This is a genomic window from Caballeronia glathei, from assembly GCF_000698595.1.
Lineage (GTDB): Bacteria > Pseudomonadota > Gammaproteobacteria > Burkholderiales > Burkholderiaceae > Caballeronia > Caballeronia glathei.
Window position 1 is genome coordinate 1 of record NZ_JFHC01000033.1, and the last position, 17,565, is coordinate 17,565.

Consider the following 17,565-nt stretch of genomic DNA (forward strand, 5'->3'; position numbering starts at 1 on the left):
GCAATACAAGGACGCCGACGAGACGCTCGCCGCGAACGGCATGGCGCCGAGCCGCGTGGCAGGCGTGAAGAACCTGCCGCTGCGCGCCGCGTGAGTGAACATGGCCCGGTGGTGACGTGATGTCGTCACACCGGTGCCGGACATGAAAGGACTGCCCTCGGCGTGCGCCGGGGCCAACGTACAAGTATCGAAAAGCGGCCCTTTGCCCATGTGCGCAAGGTAAGTCGCTCGCGAGATTCTGGAAGGAGACATTCCATGCTCATGCATCACGCCGAACCCACGATGGGTGAAGTTTCAAAAACACGAGGCGACGTGCACGCCTATGCCTGGGTGGTGTTTGCGCTCACGGTCGGGTTGCTGCTTTCCGACTACATGTCGCGGCAGGTGTTGAATGCCGTCTTTCCGATGCTCAAGTCGGCATGGGGTCTTTCCGATACGCGCCTCGGATCGCTCAGCAGCGTGGTCGCGCTCATGGTCGGCGTGCTGACCTTCCCGCTGTCGGTGCTCGCCGACCGCTGGGGCCGCGTACGGAGCATCGTGCTGATGGCTGCCATGTGGAGTCTCGCGACGCTCGCCTGCGCGATTTCCACCAGCTACGGCGAGATGCTCCTTGCGCGCGCTTTCGTCGGCATCGGCGAAGCGGCTTACGGCAGTGTCGGCATCGCGGTTGTCCTCAGCATCTTTCCGGTGCGGATGCGCTCGACGCTGACGGCCGCCTTCATGGCGGGCGGGGCGTTCGGCTCGGTGATGGGTATGGCGATCGGCGGCGCCGTCGCGGCGCACCTCGGCTGGCGCTCGGCGTTCTGCGCGATGGCCGCATTCGGGTTGCTGCTGGTCATCGTCTACCGGATCATTGTCACTGAAAAGCGGCTCGCGCCGTTGCAACCGGCCGGCAATAGCGTGAAGGCGGCGGGCCTCGACATGCGCATGAGCTTCCGCGCGCTGATGAAGGGACTCTTTTCGACCCGGTCGATCGTATGTGCGTACGTGGGCAGCGGCTTCCATCTGCTGGTGCCGGCCGCGCTGTGGGCATGGATGCCGAGCTTCCTGAACCGTTACTACGACATGGCGCCGGCCAAGGCCGCGATAGGCGCCGCGGTGTTCGTGATGGTGACGGGCCTTGGCATGGTCGTGTGCGGGATCCTGACCGACCGGATCAGCAAGAATGCGCGCGAAAAGAAGTGGCTCACCGCCATCGCCTTCTGCGTCGCGTGCTTCGCCTTTCTCGCGATTGGCTTCCAGATGCCCGCAGGACCGTTGCAACTCGTCCTGATTGGCGCCGGCATGTTCTTCAGCGCAGGCGCAACCGGCCCCTCGGGTGCAATGGTCGCGAACCTGACGCCTCCGTCGATCCATGCTTCCGCGTTCGCCACGCTCACGCTCGCCAACAACCTGCTGGGGCTGGCGCCTGCCGCGATCCTCACGGGCATCGTCGCTGACAAGATCGGGCTTCTGGGCGCCCTGCAACTGGTTCCCTTTGCGCCGCTCCTTGCTGCGATCGTGTTTTTCATCGGCAAGCGGACTTACGCCCGGGATCTCGATCGGGTTGCAACGCTGCGCGAAGAGGCTTCGCACTGACCAGGCAGGCTGCCACGCAACGGCGCCGCGATGTTCCGACCCAAAAAGGACTGATACATGACCCTGGATACGACACCCACCATTCTCATCGTGCCGGGCTTGCGCGACCACGTCGCCGAGCATTGGCAAACCCTGCTGCAGCAGAAGCTGCCCAACGCGGCCTCGGTGCCGCCACTCGAGCACGACAAGCTCAGTTGCGCCGCGCGCGTCGCGGCGCTCGATGCGGCCCTCGCGAAAATCGATGGCCCCGTGATCCTGGTCGCGCACAGCGCCGGCGTCATGATCACCGTGCATTGGGCGCGGCAGCACGACCGCAAGATTCATGGCGCGCTGTTCGCCACGCCGGTCGATCTAGAAAATCCGCTGCCCGATGGCTATCCGACCTTCGATGCGCTCGCTGAAAACGGATGGCATCCGGTTCCCCGCAAGCCGTTGCCGTTTCCGACCATCGTCGGGGCGAGCCGCGACGATCCGCTCGCCCGGTTCGAGCGCGTTGCGCAGATGGCGCAGGACTGGGGCAGCCGCCTCGTCGACCTCGGCGAGGTGGGTCACCTCAACCCCGCTGCGGGCTTTGGTGAATGGCCGATGGCGCAGACGTTGATCCGCGAACTTGCCTGAGCGGCAATGTGCCGCCACAGCGGGCCGCGAGGTTGGCGGCCGCCTCACGATGACGGTCGAGGTCTTCTTTGATTTCATCTGCCCGTGGTGCCGGATCGGCAAGCGGAATCTGGAGGCGGACGTCAGCCGCACCGGGGCGTCGCGAATCTTCTGGCGGAATCAAGAAGCAGGGCCGACCCGACCTGCCGCCGTGTGCCGCACACGGAACATAGCGTCAGCGGCGTTCCGCACTTCGTGTTCAACGTCCGGTACACGCTTTCGGGAACCCATTCTCCCGGTGACGAAGGCAGCATGTCGAATATTCATCGCTGCTGTACCGGGACCACTTCCAAATAGGTTTACCGCCCCATACGCCTGTCGTAACTACGCGATATGCGTTGAAGCAGTGTCGGATCGCGAGCGTCTGCTGAGTTAAACCGCACGACAACACTGCCATCCGGCTGCTGCTGTACACCGGCGGTGACGGTCATGCCATTGAGATTGCCGACTACGGTGCCACTCGCCGGATCCCGGACGGTGATCGCCAGACCCTCGTCACTCATCGCGCCCGCGGCGGCACTGAAGGACCGGTCGAAGCTGGCCGGCGTCGTGACGACGGTCCCGGCGGGCACATAGTATGGGCATCCCGTCAGAGGCAGCAGGGCGGCGAACATCGTGAAGACCAAGAGTCGCTTCAAGGTGACACCCCGCTCCTGAGCATGGTGGCACTCATCATAGCCCAGATTCGGCACGCTCCAATTCAGTGACATCTGGATGACGGACGCGCTGCGAATCAGGCTCGCGCTTGCGGCAATGGCGAGATTTGGGCCGTGCAGCGGTAGAGAACGCATCTTCGACAGATTTCCGAAGCAAAGAAAAAAGGGCTTAGCTAGGCCCTTTTTTCTTTTGGCAAGCCGTCCAGCCCATGCCTTCATGCGGGCCCGAATGCCCGACAAATTCCTTTCGACGTGTTTATTTAGTTTGGCAATAGAAAGCAATGTTTCACCGATTCGACACATTCCGGCCCCTATTTCGAGTTTCGGCAGTTATTTCCGAAAATATAGGGTTTACACCTACTAATTTTCGAAATCCTGGGCCGATATCCCCCTGAGGCTAGTAAGGGAGAACCCCTAATTGGCGCAGCAAACGTTTGCTTCCATTCCGTCATGAATGGGCTGGGGCGACGGCACAAAGGTCGTGAATAGCGCACGCGGGAATGCCGGAGCCGAACTGGCCGGTATCCCCGCGCCGCATGGCATGGGCGCGCGCGCTAGCGCGGCCTTGAATGCAACCAAATACCTAAACGCAAAAATTGGGAAACTCAACATGCGCAATAGTGTTAGGCATTTAGCCTGGCAGGGTGCGGGCTTGTTGCTCCTGTTATGGGGGCTCTCCCTGCTCGCGGTGCATGCGCACGCGGCCGTGAAGCTGCCACCGAGCAATCACATCCGGATCAACCTGGGTGCGACACCGTGGAAATACGTCAAGGACGTCGACGATCCGAACTCGATGCAACCGTCGTTCGACGATTCGAAGTGGCAGTCGATCGGCGTGCCGCAGACGCCCGCCGACAACGACACCTTCATCAACATGATGTCGGGCGGCGGTCAGGGACAGTTGACGGGTAATACCAACTGGTACCGCAAGCATTTCACGCTTGATCCGTCGTTCGGCCCCGACCAGCGCAATCGCAAGATCCTGGTCGAGTTCGAAGGCGCGCATACCGGCGTGCAGGTCTACATCAACGGCCACTTCATCCCGGGCAACAGCCAGGTGCAGACGAACGCGCAGGCGACGCACGTGGTCGGCTTCATTCCGTTCATCGTCGACATCACGCCGTACGTGCAGTTCAAGGACGCCAACGGCAAGCCGGTCGACAACGTGCTGGCCGTGAAGGTTTCGCGCGGCGACCGTTTCTTCGAGTCGCCGAGCTTCTCGGGCGCGTTCCGTTTCGGCCAGGACGACACGGGTCTGTTCCGTCCGGTGTGGATGCATATCACCGATCGCGTGCACATCCCCGAAAACATCTATGCGGTGCTGAACACCTGGGGCACCTACGTGTCGACGGTGTCGGCGAGTGACGCGTCGGCCACGATCCGCGTGCAGACCAACGTGCTCAACGAATATTCGTCGAGCCAGCAGGCCACGCTGACGACGCAGATCGTCGATGCGACGGGCAACATCGTCGCGACCGCGCAGGATTCGAAGCAGCTGCTGCCGAACAGCACGGGCCCGCTTAATCCGACGCTGTTCGACCAGGTGCTGACGGTCAACAATCCGACGCTCTGGTATCCGAACAACAGCACCTTCGGTCACCCGTACATGTACCGCGTGATTCACTCGGTCAGCATCAACGGCGTGGTGGTCGACACCAAGGAAAGCCCGCTCGGGATCCGGACCATTACCTGGGACCGCAACTTCCCGATCATCAACGGCCACCCGCACTATCTCTGGGGCGCCTCGGGCCGTTACGACTACCCGGCGCTCGGCTCGGCCGTGCCGCCCGAGCTGCAATGGCGGGATTTGTCTCTGCTCGCGCAGGCAGGCGGCAGCTCGTATCGCCCGGGCCATTCGAGCCAGGGCCGCGAGTGGCTCGATGCCGCCGACGAGTACGGGATCATGATGCTGCAGCCGAGCGGCGACGGCGAGAACGGTTTCGGCGCGATCTGCGCGACCGGCAGCCAGGGTAACTGCGCGACGCAGAACAACGTGACGCTGAAGGAAGAACTCCATCGCGACATGATCGTCCACGATCGCAACCATCCGTCGGTGCTCGCCTGGGAGGCCAACAATGGCGCGATGGACGAAGGTTTCGCGAAGCAGCTCAAGCAGATTTCGCGTACCTGGGATCCGGTCAACACGCGCGCGCAGGCCGACCGTACGCCGGACCCGGTAAACGGCGACATCCTCGGCTGTAGCGGCCAGGGATGCGACATCAATGTCAAGCAAACCTTCCAGAATTCACCGGCCTACGGCTCGGAATACTGGGGTGACGGGGTCGGCCGCTGGAAGTACGACTTCGAGATCCAGTTCGCGGCTTCGTACCTTCGCGACTGGGTGCACAGCGTGGCCGGCAAGTCGTTCGGCATCGCGCACTGGTATCTCGCGGATACGCCGGGCGAAATCAACACGCAGACGGACGGCACGCTGAACACCGCAGTGCGTTCGAACGGCGCGTCGATGATGGACTGGAACCGCCTGCCGCGGCTCATCTACTACATCTACGAGGCCGCCTGGACGCCGTACTCGATCAAGCCGGTGGTCAAGCTCGCGCATACCTGGAACCGCACCGGCAACGTGCGCGTCAACGCGTTCAGCAACTGCCCGCAAGTCCAGTTGCGCCTGAACGGCCAGTTGATCGGCGGTGCGAAGGCGCCGAACGCGGTGAACTCGGATCCGTCCGCGGACCTCACGCAGAACACCACGCTGCTGCCGGGCCAGGTTCACTGGGACAACATCGCGTTCCAGCCGGGCACGCTCGTCGCCGAGTGCCTGAACGACAACCTTCAGGTGGCGGCCACCGATACGCTCGTGACGGCCGGCCCCGCCGACCATCTCGTGCTGACGCTCGACCCGCAACTGGTCAAGCCGGACGGCGACCAGTTCCAGCTGACGGCCAACGGCACGGATGCGGCGACGCTGACGGCCAAGGTCGTCGACGCGAACGGCAACCTCGTTCCGGACGCAAGCCAGACCCTGACGTTCAGCGTCAGCGGCCCCGGCACCTATCGCGGTGGTTCGGATCACTACGTGGACGACACCCAGCCGCAGGGGTATCACGCGCCGAGCGACCCTCAGCTGTCCGCCGAGGGCGGCATGACGAAGGTCGCGGTTCGCACGCAGTTCACGACGGGCACCGTGAAAGTGACGGTGACGTCGGCGAACCTCGGCAGCGCGTCGGCCTCGTTCAACGTGGTGCCGGCTGTCGACGCGCAGGGTTTCGACGGCAACGGTACGATCGTTGGCCAGCAGGACCAGACCGCGCCGCAGATCGTCACGCAACCGGCCGACCAGGTCGCCACGGTCGGCCAGACCAGCACGTTTTCGGTGCTGACGGCCGGCGCGACGCCGATTGGCTACCAGTGGTTCAAGAACGGCCAGCCGATTCCGGGGGCGAACGACTACACCTACACGACGCCGACGTTGCAGCAGGGCGACAACGGCGCGACCTTCAGCGTCGAAGTCAGCAACACGATCGGTCGCATCGGCTCGCGCAACGCGATTATGACGCTGGTGCAGCCGGCCGCGCCGCAGATCGTCACGGCTCCGCTCGCGAAGAACATCACCGCGGGCCAAAGCGCCGAGTTCTCGGTGGTCGCTTCGGGTTCGCCGGTGCTCACGTACCAGTGGCTGAAGAACAACGCACCGATCGATGGCGCGACTTCGCCGGTGTACGACACGCCGGTGATGGCGGTGACGGACAGCGGCGCGTTGTACAGCGTCCTTGTCAAGAACAGCGCGGGTGCCATCACCTCGAATCCGGTGATCCTGTCGGTTAGCGTCGCGACGCCGCCGGTGGTCGTCTCGGATATCGTCGACCAGAACGTGCCGTTCGGCCAGAGCGTGACGTTCAGCATCAGCGTGACGGGCTCGAATCCGCTCAGCTACCAGTGGACCCATAACGGTCTGCCGGTCGGCGACAATTCGCCCAGCTTCCTGATCCAGCAGGCGCAAGCCAGCGACGCGGGCAGCTACGCGGTGGCGGTTACCAACAGCGCGGGCACGGTCAACAGCCGCACGGCCACGCTCGCGGTCAGCGGCACCGACGCGTCGAACCTGGCCCTCGGCGGTACCGCAAAGTCGAGCAGCGACCAGAACGGCGGCCTCGCGGCGGCCTTCGCGATCGACGGCTCGATCGGCACGCGCTGGTCGTCGGCGCCGGAAATCGATCCGTCGTGGCTCGAGGTCGATCTCGGTTCGGTGAAGACCTTCGACAAGGTCGTGCTGTCCTGGGAAAACGCCTCCGCGACGCAGTACGACATCCAGGTGTCGAACGACGAGAAGACCTGGACGACGGTGTTCCCGAACGGCCAGCCCGACGGCGCAGGCAATACCACCGCGCCGGTGGATGGCGCGGGCGGCACCGAGACGCGCTTCTTCCCGAGCACGTCGGCCCGCTACGTCCGCATGCTGGGCCTGAAGCGCGCCACGCAGTACGGCTACTCGCTGTTCGAATTCCAGGTGCTCGACGCACCGCAGTGCGGCGCCGATACCGAGCGCTACACGATGATCCCGGCGCAAACGGGTATCTGGCATTCGACGATCCCGGGTCTGCCGGATGGTCCGTTCATCCCGACCGTGAAGGACAACGTCAGCGGCCTGACCTGGCAGAACACGTACACCACGTTCGCGGCCGACGGCGCGCAGTTCACGCAGGAGGTGGCCAACAAGTATTGCCAGTCGATCGGCATGCGCGTTCCGACGTTGAACGAGGCGTTGACGGTGGCGCGCGCGAACTATTCGTCATGCGCGTTCCCGTCGCCGTGGCGCACCTGGACGACCACGCCGGTCCCGAACCTCGCCAACAACGCGTGGCTCGTCGATTCGTCGGGCAAGTCCTGGCCGGGCATCATCAACAACACGCCGGCCTGGGTGATGTGCGTCTCGGGTCCGACGGTCCCGGTGCCCGTGATCACCGCGCCGCCGGCGAGCGCGACGGCCAGCGAAGGCCAGAGCGTGAAGTTCACGGTTGGCGTCACCGGCAACGGTCCGCTCAACTTCGAATGGAAGCGCAACGGCCAGCTCGTCGCGATCACGACGATCCCGTCGTACACGACGCCGGCCCTCACGATCGCGGGTGACAACGGCGCCGTCTATACGGTCGACATCAGCAACGCGGGCGGCACGGTGACGAGCGCGCCGGCGGCGTTGACCGTGGTCGCGGCCAACGGCGGTACGGGTGGTGATGGCGGCAATGGTGGCAACGGCGGCAACGGTGGTGATGGCGGCGATAACGGCAACGGCAACACCGGTGGCGGCACGCCGCCACCCCCGCCGCCGCCGACCGCGCCGAGCTCGAACCTTGCGATCGGCAAGCTGACCACGTCGAGCGGCAACGAGAACGACGGCTACGCGCCGGGCAATGCGACGGACGGCAGCACGAATTCGCGCTGGTCGTCGGCGTTCTCCGATCCGCAGTGGATCGAGGTCGACCTCGGTGCGGTCCAGACCGTCGATCGTGTCGTGCTGCGCTGGCAGGATTCGCACGGGGTGGATTACAAGATCCAGACCTCGACGGATAACGCGGTGTGGAATGACGCGGTGACGAAAACCGGCAGCGCCGGGGGCACCGAGGACCTGCGTTTCAACGCGCCGGTCCAGGCCCGCTACGTCCGCATGTTCGGGACGAAGCGTTCGACGCAGTACGGCTACTCGCTGTTCGAGTTCGAGGTCTACAACTCGGCGAATACGCCGACATTCCCGATCACGGCAACGTCGACGGGCAGCGGCACGCTCACGCCGAACGGCAGCGCCTCGGTGCTCCAGGGTGGTGTGCAGACGTACCAGTTCGTGCCGGCGGCGGGGACTGCGGTGACGGGCGTGAAGGTGGACGGCCAGGACATCGGCATCATCGACCACTACACGTTCGACAACGTGCTCGCGTCGCATACGCTCAACGTCGCGTTCGGCTCGGCATCGGCCGCGGTGAATCTGTCGCTGGGCGCGACGGCAAGCGCGAGCGGGCTCGAGAACGATGGTTATCCGGCTTCGAACGCAATCGACGGCGATCTGAACTCGCGCTTCTCGTCGAACTACGCCGATGACGCGTGGCTCATGATCGACCTCGGCAAGGAAACCGCCTTCAACCGCGTGGTGCTCAACTGGGAGAACGCTTACGGCAAGCAGTACCTGATCCAGACCTCGAACGACAAGGACGACTGGTCGCATACGGCGTACACGCAGAGCAACGGCAAGGGTGGTGTCGAGGATCTTCCGCTCGACAACACCACGGCACGCTATATCCGCCTGCAAGGGGTGCAGCGATCGTCGGGCTACGGTTACTCGCTGTTCGAGTTCGCGGTCTACAACGACCCGGCGAGGGCAGGAACGGGTGGCGGCACGACCCAGCCGACGCAACCGGCGACTCCGTTCATCCTCCAGCCGGTCACCCAGACGGTGCCGGTCGGGCAGAACGGCCACTTCGCGGTGGTGATGTCGGGTACGGGGCCGTACACGTACCAGTGGCAGCTCGGCGGCAAGCCGATCGCCGGCGCGACGAGCCGGACCTACGACACGCCGGTCACCGTCGCCGCCGATAGCGGCAAGGTGTACAGCGTGATCGCGACCGGCCCGGACGGGACGGCCACGACGTCGGGCGGCGCGACGCTGACGGTCGACACGACGGTACCGAAGTACACCGTCAAGCCTGGTCTGATCGGCGTCGACCTGCAGAACAACACGCAGGGCGCCTTCACCGACGACAAGGTGTACGTCGCGGTGATCGCGCGCGACCCGGCAACGGGGCAGTTCGCGTGGCTCAAGCCGGACGGCACGATCATGCCGGCGCAAGTCTCCGACAACGACGCGCCGAACCACCTGACGGCGCCGAACGGCCAGAACTACAGCAACTACTTCTTCACGCTCGCACAGAGCAAGACGCTGCAGTTGCCGCCGATGTTCTCGGGGCGGATTTTCGTGTCGCTGGGCAGTCCGCTGTTCATCAAGATCAACTCGGCCGCGGACGGCTCAATCGGTTTCGCGCCGCCGGATCCGAACAACGGCACGGACCCGAGCCTTGGCATTCCGTTCGACTGGTACGAGTTCGCCTATGGCGGAAACGGTCTCTGGATCAACACGACGCAGGTCGACGAGTTCGGCATCCCGCTCACGCAGGATGTCTACTCGGCGAACGGCACCGTGCACCAGCAGTCGGGTATCACGCAGCGTCGCGCCGATCTGTTCCAGGCGTACTCGCGGGAAGTGTCGGCGGTGTTCCAGCCGGTGCAGGCCTCGAACTTCCGGATCATGGCCCCGGCGCACGCTTCGTTTGCCGCGAACCAGCCCAACGGCCATTACTTCGACGGTTACGTCAACGACATGTGGACGTATTACGCTTCGCACGATCTGCCGGTGGTGGCGGGCGCACGTTCGTTCGTCGGCCGCGCGACGGACACGCAGCTCGTGTTCGGCGAAATCGACCAGCACAACGGCCAGTTCGCCGGCAGCACCTATGCCGTCAACAAGCCGTCCACGCAGGACGTGCTGCTTTGCAACGGCGTGTTCCTCGATGGCGACGGTACGCAGCAGCAGATCGAGGCGCAGCTTTGCGCTGCGCTCAACCGCCATGTGATGGGCGACGTGACGAAGTGGAATGTCCCGTCCGCCTATTACCAGGCCGCGCCGTCCAACGAGTACGCCCGTTTCTGGCATGACCACGGCATCAGCGGTCTGGCCTACGGCTACGCGTTCGACGACGTGAACAACCAAAGCTCGACGGTGCAGGTGCCGGTGCCGGAGCACATCGTGCTCGGTATCGGCTACTGATGCCGTGCGGTTGAGGTCCTGACCGCACGCGCGATGGAACAAGGGCGCCCGAAACATGGGCGCCCCTCAATCTTTTAGATGGATGATCGATGAATAACAGGGCGAACGGGACGCTTGTCCTGCCACTGAACAAGCGCAACGAGCGGCGCGCGCAGCGGCGCCGGGCGAAGGGTTTCACACTGCTCGAACTGCTGGTGGTGCTCGTCATCATCGGCATGCTGGCGGCGATCGTCGGGCCGCGCTATTTCGCGCAGATCGGCAAGTCGCAGGCAACTGTCGCACGCGCGCAGATCGACGTTCTGAGCAAGGCGATCGACAACTTCCGGCTCGACGTCGGCCGTTTTCCGACGGTCGAGGAAGGGCTTCAGTCGCTGGTCGTGAAGCCAGCCAGCGCGGACAAGTGGAACGGTCCGTACCTGAAGAAGGACACGCCCCCCGATCCGTGGGGCCATCCGTACGTCTACCAGGTGCCCGGCACCAAGGGCGATTACGCGGTGATCTCGTATGGCCGCGACGGGCAACCGGGCGGTTCCGGCGAGGATGCCGACATCAGCAGCGAATGAAGCATGACGGGTCCGCCGCCGGCGGACCCGTCATGGGGGTGCGCCTTACGGGACGCACCCCCATGCAGCAAGTCACGACGAAAGGTAAGACAGCACCATGCAATATGAAGTAAGAGCGCTCTCGCCGGAGAACCGGATCATCGCGCTCGTGGTCGACGCCCAGGACGAGGCCGGCGCTCGCGCTCACACCGAAGCGCGCGGCCTGCACGTCACACGCGTGGCGCCCGTGCGCGCGCTGCGCCGGCCGGCCGGCTCGCGTGGCGGGATCTCGGTTGTGCTGTTCAGCCAGGAACTGCTCGCGTTGCTGAAGGCGGGCCTGTCGATCGTCGAGGGTCTCGAGGCGCTGCTCGAACGCGAGGGCGGCGCACGGTTGCGCGGCGTGCTCGACCGGTTGCTGGCCGGGCTGCGCGAGGGCAAGCGTTTCTCGAGCCTGCTCGGCGAGCAGCCCGATGTGTTCGCGCCGCTCTACGTCGGCATCGTCCGCGCGGCCGAGGGCACCAGTGATCTGCCGCGCGCGCTGCAACGCTACGTCGATTATCAGGGGCGCATCGATGCGGTGCGCAACAAGCTCGTCAGCGCGGCGATCTATCCGAGCATCCTGCTGGTCGTCGGCGGCGGCGTGTCGGCGTTCCTGATCACCTACGTGGTACCGCGCTTCGCCTCGATCTACGAGGGCACCGGCCGCGCGCTGCCGTGGATGTCGCAGATGCTGCTGAACTGGGGCAAGTTCGCCTCGGCGCACGGACTGCCGCTCGTGTTCGCGGCGCTCGGCATCGCCGTGGCGATCTTCATGGGCGTGCGCGCGACCATCGCGCGGTTCGGCCTCGTGAGCCTGCTCAGCCGCGTCCCCGTGCTCGGTCCGCATTTGCGGATCTATCAGTTATCGCGGCTCTACCTCACGCTCGGCATGCTGCTCGAGGGCGGCATTCCGATCGTCGCCGCGATGGAGACGGCCTGCGGCACGGTCTCGCCGGCCATGCGCGACAGCCTGCTTCGGGCCCGTGCGGCCGTGCAGTCGGGCGAACCGCTGTCCGCCGCGTTCCTCGCGCAAGACCTGACCACGCCGATCTCGCTGCGGATGCTGCGCGTCGGCGAGCGCTCGGGCGAACTCGGCGCGATGCTGACCCAGTCGGCCGCGTTCTACGACGGCGAGATCAGCCGCTGGATCGATCGCTTCACGCGAATGTTCGAGCCGTTGCTGATGGCGGCGATCGGCGTGGTGGTCGGCACCATTGTCGTGCTGCTCTACATGCCGATCTTCGATCTTGCGGGGAGTCTGTCATGAGCACGCATGAGATGCAGCCCGTTGCGGACGCACCGTTGTCCGCGCCGCTGTTCGACGCCGACTTGCTGGTCCGCGCCCGCGCGGCGGCGGCCGCCACGCAACGCCACCTCGTCGAGGAATTGCAGGCGCTGACGGGCGCCGAGCCGTTCGAATTGCTGAGCGCGCTCGCGCGCCAGCTTGCGATGCCCGTCATCGAGACGGCCGGCATGCTGGCGCTGACGCCCGCGTTCGACCGGGTGCCGCTGTCGCGCGCCATGCAGCGCCGCTGCGCGTTGCTGCGCGAGACCGATGGCGCGCTGGTCGGGGTCGTCACGAGCCCGTTCGATCTGGACCTGCAGACCTGGCTCGGCGCGCAGGCGGGCGCCGCCGTCGAGATGCGGCTCGCGCTGGCGGGCGACCTGCTCGCGTACCACACGCGCATGGAGGAATCGACGCGCGCGGTCGACAGCCTCGTGAACGTCGCTGAGGGCGTGCGCGCCGACGGCAGCACCGCGCAGGTACTGTCGTTCCAGACCGTCAACGAGGTGGCGAGCCCGGCCGTGAAGCTCGTCAACTCGACGCTCTACGATGCGCTGAAGGCGGGCGCGTCCGACATCCATCTCGAAAGCACGGCGACCGGGCTCGCGCTCAAATATCGCGTCGATGGCGTGCTCGACGCCGCCGCGACGATCCATGGCATCGAAACCGCCGAGCAGGTGATCTCGCGCCTCAAGGTGCTCGCCGAACTCGATATCGCCGAGCGGCGCGTACCGCAGGACGGCAGCTTCCGCGTTGCCGCCGGCGGCCGCGACATCGACCTGCGCCTGTCGATCATGCCGAGCATCCACGGCGAGGATGCGGTGATCCGGATTCTCGACAAGCGCGCGATGATCGAGGCCTACGGGTCGCTGTCACTCGAGGCGCTCGGTTACGACGCCGAGTCGCTGGCCGCGTTGCGCGGGCTGGCCGAGGAACCCTACGGGATGCTGCTGGTGACGGGCCCGACCGGCTCGGGCAAGACCACCACGCTCTATGCGGCGCTGACCGAGATTCACAGCGGCCGCGACAAGATCATCACGATCGAGGACCCGGTCGAATACCAGCTGCCGGGGATCCTGCAGATTCCCGTCAACGAAAAGAAGGGGCTGACCTTCGCGCGCGGGTTGCGCTCGATCCTGCGCCATGACCCGGACAAGATCATGGTCGGCGAGATCCGCGACCGCGAGACCGCCGAGATCGCCGTGCAGTCGGCACTGACGGGCCACCTGGTGCTGACCACCGTCCACGCCAACAACGTGTTCGACGTGTTCGGACGCTTCAGCCACATGGGCATCGATCCCTATGCGTTCGTATCGGCGCTGAACGGGATCTGGGCGCAGCGGCTGTTGCGCGTGAACTGCCCGCGCTGCGCGACGCCCTACGTTCCGACCGACGCCGAGCTCGCGCGCCTCGGCCTCACGCGCGAGGGCGTGGCGGACTACGCGTTCCGGCAAGGCACCGGCTGCGGCGACTGCCGCGGCACCGGGTATCGCGGACGGCGCGCGATCGCGGAGATCCTGGTCCTCGACGACGAGATCCGCGACCTGGTGGTCGAGAAGCAGCCGATCCGCGTCATCAAGGAAGTGGCGCGCCGCAACGGCACGAGGCAGTTGCGCGAGGTTGCGCTCGGGCTCGTCAAGCGCGGCGAGACCACGCTGGCCGAAGTGAAACGGGTGACGCTCAATGCTTGAACGCTGGCTCAGGCGGCTCGCGCCGCGTGGACACTGCCGGCTCTCGCTGTCGCGCGAGGCGGTGACGGTGCAGTGTACCGGAGCCTCGCGCAAGGCGCCGGCGAGGTTCGTCGAACGGCCGCTGCCGGCGGCGGCCGACGCATCGGCGGAGTCGCTCGCCGCGCTGATCGCCGCCGCGCTCGACGAAGCGGGCGGCAGCGGGCTGCCCGTGCATGTCACGTTCGCCGACGCGCTGGTACGGTATTTCATCGTCACGCCGGCCGATAACGGTGTGCGGATGCAGGATCTGCGCGCCGCCGCGGCCGTGCGTTTCCAGACGCTCTACGGCGACGATCCTGCCGCTTGGCAAGTGGTGGCCGACTGGCAGGCTGCCGAGCCGTTCCTCGCCTGCGCGGTGTCGCGGCTCTGGTCGGATGTCCTGCAGCAGGCTGTTGCGGCGGGGCGCGGCTGCATCGTCTCGGCGATGCCCGAATTCGTTGCGGCCTGGAATCGGTCGCGCCGCGAACTGGGCGCCGACACCTGGCTCGCGACGCGTGGCGAACGCGCGCTGACGCTCGGCCTGATCGCGGCGGCGCCACGGCCGCGCGTGGCTGCGGTCCGTACCCTCGCGCTGCCCGAGCCGATGCCGTCGATCACCTGGCTGCGCGAGCAGGTCGCGCGCGCGGCGCTGCTTGACGACCTGCCGGTTCCGTCGACGCTGCTGCTGCACGGGCCGCGCTGCGACGCCTGGCAGCCGGGCGCGAGCGACTTCGCCGATCCGGGGATGACGCTGCGCTGGTGTGATCCCGCCGATCGCGCGAGGTCTGGTTCGGGCCGCGGTGATACGTCGCCCGCCGTGCCGCTCGCCTGGAGCGGTCCGACACGATGAGAAACCTGCCTATCGATCTCGCGCCGTTCAGCGTGCGGCGCGAGTGGTGCCGGATCCGTCCGTCCGCGCGCCTGCTCGCGCTGGCCGGTCTGCTGCTGTGCGGTGCCGCGGCGTTTCGCGCGCAGACGCTGCTGGTGCGCCTGCAGGCGCTCGACGGTGAGTCGAGCCGCATCGTCGAGCGCAACGAGCGCGCCGCGCAGGCGTCGTCGCGTGTGCGGGGCGAGCCGGTCGACGCGAAGCAGGCTGCGGTGGTCAACATTGCCGTCGCGCGTTTGAACCTGCCGTGGGACGACCTGCTCGATGCGATCGAAGCCGCAACGCCTGCGCAGATCGCGCTGATGTCGATCACGCCCGAGCCGGGCCGCGCGCTGATCCGCATCGAGGCCGAATGCACGGGCGCCAGGGAGATGCTCGATTACCTCAGCTCGCTGGGCCGGCAGCCGCTGCTCGGCCGCGTGACGCTGACGCGGCATGAACTCGTGAAAGATGGCATGGACAGCGTGCTCCGGTTCCAGGTCGAAGTGCAGTGGCGGGGGACCGGATCGTGAACGTGCAGTCATTCGCGCGGAGCCTGCTGAGGCTTCGTCTCGCGCTCGCGCGCTTCGGCGCCGGCCCGCTGCTCGCGGGCGCGCTGCTGCTTGCCGCCGCGCTGTTATGGCTCGGCCTCGTGCCCGGGATGTCGGCGCGCGTCGACGACGAGACGCGCTCAGTGGCGCGGCTGCGTGCGATGCCGGTGCCGAAGCCGGTCGTGCCGGCGCCCGTGCTCGCGGCCGCCCGGCTCGCCGATTTCTATGACCGGCTCGGCGATTCCGCGCATACCGGCGAGATCGTCACGCATCTGTTCGAGGCGGCGGCCGCCGCCGGTGTCACGCTCGACAAGGCGGAATACAAGCCGGGGCACGATACGCCGGGGCGGTTCGATACCTACACGATCGTGCTGCCGGTCAAGGGCGATTACGCGCGCTTGCGACAGTTCAGCGAGAAGGTACTGGTGGCGGTGCCGTACGCGGCACTCGACGACATGCGTTTCAAGCGCAACTCGGCGAACGATCCGGGCGTCGAGGCGAACCTGCGCTTCACCGCGTTCCTGCGACCGGTGACGATTGCGCCGATCAGCGCGTCGGAAGTCGCTGCTGCCGAGGCGGCTGCTTCGGCAGCAGGGGCTTCAGCGGCGGCGGCTGTGTCGGCGGCAGCGGGCGCTGTGGGGCCGGGCGCGGCTTCGGCCCCGGTTCCAGTTCCGGCAGTGGCGAGCGCGCCGCGCGCGGCCTCGGTGACCAATTCGGCGCTGCCTGTCACCTTTTCGCCCACGACGGCGGTTGCAACGGTTACAGCGGAGGTGCCGCTGCCGACGACCAACAGCATGCCTGCGGGTGCGCCGGACCGGACGAGGGGCGCGGCGGCCAGAGCGTTACCGGCTCGCGCAACGACGGGCGGAGTGCCCTCGGCGGCGCCGTCGCACGGCGCTGGGCGAGTTGGCACGTCGTCACGTGCGGCCACGCCTGCTTTACCGACGGTCCCGATGCCAGGCCTCGGCGTGGCCATGTCAGCCGTCGCGACGCCCGCGCATACAACAACGGCACCGTCGCTCGTCACGATCGCCACGATACCGGCGCGCGCGGCGTCGCCCGCCCTGCCCATCATCGCGGTGCCGGTTCATGGTGCCGCCGCGCCGCTTACCTTTGCGCCGAAGTCTGCTGCGGACCCCGGTGCAGCCGGGATTGCAACGCCGGTAGCGATTGCGCCACCGCCGGCAGCCGTACCCGCAAAGCCTGAATCGATCGTGGCGGCAGGGCGCGCGCCGGTTGCGGCATCCTCGCCAGCACCGGGCGTGCCGGCTTCTGCGCCCGTGGCGCCGGCCGCTCCCGGCGGGGCGAGTGCGCCGACGGCCGGGCTGAAGCCGCCGGCCGCTTCCGCCGAATCAGAAGGAGCCGCGCCATGAAGCGCCAGCACATCGTGATGGCCGTGCTGTTCGTCTCGTGCGCGCTGGTGCTCGTCTTCAGCCGCGCGCCGGACGACACGATCGTCGAGGCCGCGCCGCATGCCGCCGCGCCGTCCGCGCCGGCCGGGGACCGCGCCTCCCGCAGCGGCGGCGCCGCCTCCGGCGCGATCGCGATCGCCTCGATCCACGTGCGCGACGAGCGCGCCGCGGCCGGCACGCACGCGCTGTTCAACACACGGATGCTCGCCCCGCCGTTGCCGTCCGCCGCGCCCGATCAGGTGAACGTGCCGCCGCTGCCGGACATGCCGCTAATGCCGTTCACCTACATCGGCAAGCAGCAGTCGGCCGGCCGCTGGGAGGTCTATCTCGCGCGCGGCGACGACACGCTGATCGTGAACGACCAGACGGTGATCGACGGGACCTACCGGGTCGATTCGATCAGTCCACCGACCATGACGCTGGTCTACCTGCCTTTGAAACTTGTCCAGACGCTCGATATCGGCAGCGCCGACTAAGCGCGTTATGAGGAACGAACCGTTGCC

The 17,565-nt window shown here is 66.5% G+C and carries 12 protein-coding genes; 11 read left to right on the forward strand and 1 reads right to left on the reverse strand.

Annotation, left to right across the window (positions count from 1 at the left end):
• The first annotated feature begins 255 nt into the window (after positions 1–255).
• The 3 genes from BG61_RS20405 to BG61_RS44990 are packed head-to-tail and all read left to right on the forward strand — an operon-like array spanning position 256 to position 2,611.
• Positions 256–1,578 carry an MFS transporter gene (locus BG61_RS20405; RefSeq protein ID WP_035940212.1) on the forward strand — a complete coding sequence of 441 codons (1,323 nt, stop codon included), beginning with the start codon at positions 256–258 and terminating at the stop codon, positions 1,576–1,578.
• Between the two features lie 57 nt (positions 1,579–1,635).
• Positions 1,636–2,196 carry an RBBP9/YdeN family alpha/beta hydrolase gene (locus BG61_RS20410; protein ID WP_035940209.1) on the forward strand — a complete coding sequence of 187 codons (561 nt, stop codon included), beginning with the start codon at positions 1,636–1,638 and terminating at the stop codon, positions 2,194–2,196.
• Positions 2,197–2,245: 49 nt separating this feature from the next.
• The gene (locus BG61_RS44990) at positions 2,246–2,611 is read left to right on the forward strand and encodes a DsbA family protein (RefSeq protein ID WP_129572350.1); all 366 of its coding nucleotides are present in this window, start codon (positions 2,246–2,248) and stop codon (positions 2,609–2,611) included.
• Here the strand turns inward: BG61_RS44990 and BG61_RS44995 are convergent.
• On the reverse strand, positions 2,535–3,194 hold the full coding sequence (locus BG61_RS44995) for a hypothetical protein (protein ID WP_370818107.1): 660 nt from the start codon (positions 3,192–3,194) through the stop codon (positions 2,535–2,537). The two genes, BG61_RS44990 and BG61_RS44995, sit on opposite strands and share 77 nt — an antisense overlap.
• A gap of 307 nt (positions 3,195–3,501) precedes the next feature.
• Here BG61_RS44995 and BG61_RS20420 point away from each other — a divergent pair, with 307 nt between their 5' ends.
• The 8 genes from BG61_RS20420 (at position 3,502) to BG61_RS20455 (ending at position 17,538) form a co-directional block, all read left to right on the forward strand.
• Entirely contained in the window at positions 3,502–10,659 is a 7,158-nt protein-coding gene (locus BG61_RS20420) for a beta-1,3-glucanase family protein (protein WP_035940207.1), read from the forward strand.
• Positions 10,660–10,748: 89 nt separating this feature from the next.
• The gene (gspG, locus tag BG61_RS20425) at positions 10,749–11,222 is read left to right on the forward strand and encodes a type II secretion system major pseudopilin GspG (protein ID WP_051672675.1); all 474 of its coding nucleotides are present in this window, start codon (positions 10,749–10,751) and stop codon (positions 11,220–11,222) included.
• Between the two features lie 97 nt (positions 11,223–11,319).
• Positions 11,320–12,507: a type II secretion system F family protein gene (locus BG61_RS20430; protein ID WP_035940206.1), complete on the forward strand. Its 1,188-nt coding sequence runs from the start codon at positions 11,320–11,322 to the stop codon at positions 12,505–12,507.
• Positions 12,504–14,216 carry a GspE/PulE family protein gene (locus BG61_RS20435; RefSeq protein WP_232256448.1) on the forward strand — a complete coding sequence of 571 codons (1,713 nt, stop codon included), beginning with the start codon at positions 12,504–12,506 and terminating at the stop codon, positions 14,214–14,216. The genes BG61_RS20430 and BG61_RS20435 overlap by 4 nt, the downstream gene beginning before the upstream one ends.
• Positions 14,209–15,084 carry a hypothetical protein gene (locus BG61_RS20440; RefSeq protein ID WP_063741069.1) on the forward strand — a complete coding sequence of 292 codons (876 nt, stop codon included), beginning with the start codon at positions 14,209–14,211 and terminating at the stop codon, positions 15,082–15,084. The genes BG61_RS20435 and BG61_RS20440 overlap by 8 nt, the downstream gene beginning before the upstream one ends.
• Entirely contained in the window at positions 15,081–15,632 is a 552-nt protein-coding gene (locus BG61_RS20445) for a pilus assembly protein (protein ID WP_035940205.1), read from the forward strand. The genes BG61_RS20440 and BG61_RS20445 overlap by 4 nt, the downstream gene beginning before the upstream one ends.
• Positions 15,629–17,023, forward strand: a complete 1,395-nt coding sequence (locus BG61_RS43570) for a hypothetical protein (protein ID WP_174479731.1) — start codon at positions 15,629–15,631, stop codon at positions 17,021–17,023. Before BG61_RS20445 ends, BG61_RS43570 begins: the two co-directional genes overlap by 4 nt.
• A complete protein-coding gene (locus BG61_RS20455; protein WP_035940204.1) occupies positions 17,020–17,538 on the forward strand; it encodes a hypothetical protein in 519 nt (172 codons plus the stop codon). Before BG61_RS43570 ends, BG61_RS20455 begins: the two co-directional genes overlap by 4 nt.
• Positions 17,539–17,565 lie beyond the last annotated feature (27 nt).

What these genes read in the sequence shown, in the direction of transcription:
- BG61_RS20435 (WP_232256448.1), top strand. Translation starts at nt 12,504, where the DNA reads ATGAGCACGCATGAGATGCAGCCCGTTGCGGACGCACCGTTGTCCGCG.
- gspG (WP_051672675.1), top strand. Translation starts at nt 10,749, where the DNA reads ATGAATAACAGGGCGAACGGGACGCTTGTCCTGCCACTGAACAAGCGC.
- BG61_RS20410 (WP_035940209.1), top strand. Translation starts at nt 1,636, where the DNA reads ATGACCCTGGATACGACACCCACCATTCTCATCGTGCCGGGCTTGCGC.
- BG61_RS20420 (WP_035940207.1), top strand. Translation starts at nt 3,502, where the DNA reads ATGCGCAATAGTGTTAGGCATTTAGCCTGGCAGGGTGCGGGCTTGTTG.
- BG61_RS44995 (WP_370818107.1), bottom strand. Translation starts at nt 3,194, where the DNA reads ATGTGTCGAATCGGTGAAACATTGCTTTCTATTGCCAAACTAAATAAA.
- BG61_RS20430 (WP_035940206.1), top strand. Translation starts at nt 11,320, where the DNA reads ATGCAATATGAAGTAAGAGCGCTCTCGCCGGAGAACCGGATCATCGCG.
- BG61_RS20440 (WP_063741069.1), top strand. Translation starts at nt 14,209, where the DNA reads ATGCTTGAACGCTGGCTCAGGCGGCTCGCGCCGCGTGGACACTGCCGG.
- BG61_RS20445 (WP_035940205.1), top strand. Translation starts at nt 15,081, where the DNA reads ATGAGAAACCTGCCTATCGATCTCGCGCCGTTCAGCGTGCGGCGCGAG.
- BG61_RS20455 (WP_035940204.1), top strand. Translation starts at nt 17,020, where the DNA reads ATGAAGCGCCAGCACATCGTGATGGCCGTGCTGTTCGTCTCGTGCGCG.
- BG61_RS44990 (WP_129572350.1), top strand. Translation starts at nt 2,246, where the DNA reads ATGACGGTCGAGGTCTTCTTTGATTTCATCTGCCCGTGGTGCCGGATC.
- BG61_RS20405 (WP_035940212.1), top strand. Translation starts at nt 256, where the DNA reads ATGCTCATGCATCACGCCGAACCCACGATGGGTGAAGTTTCAAAAACA.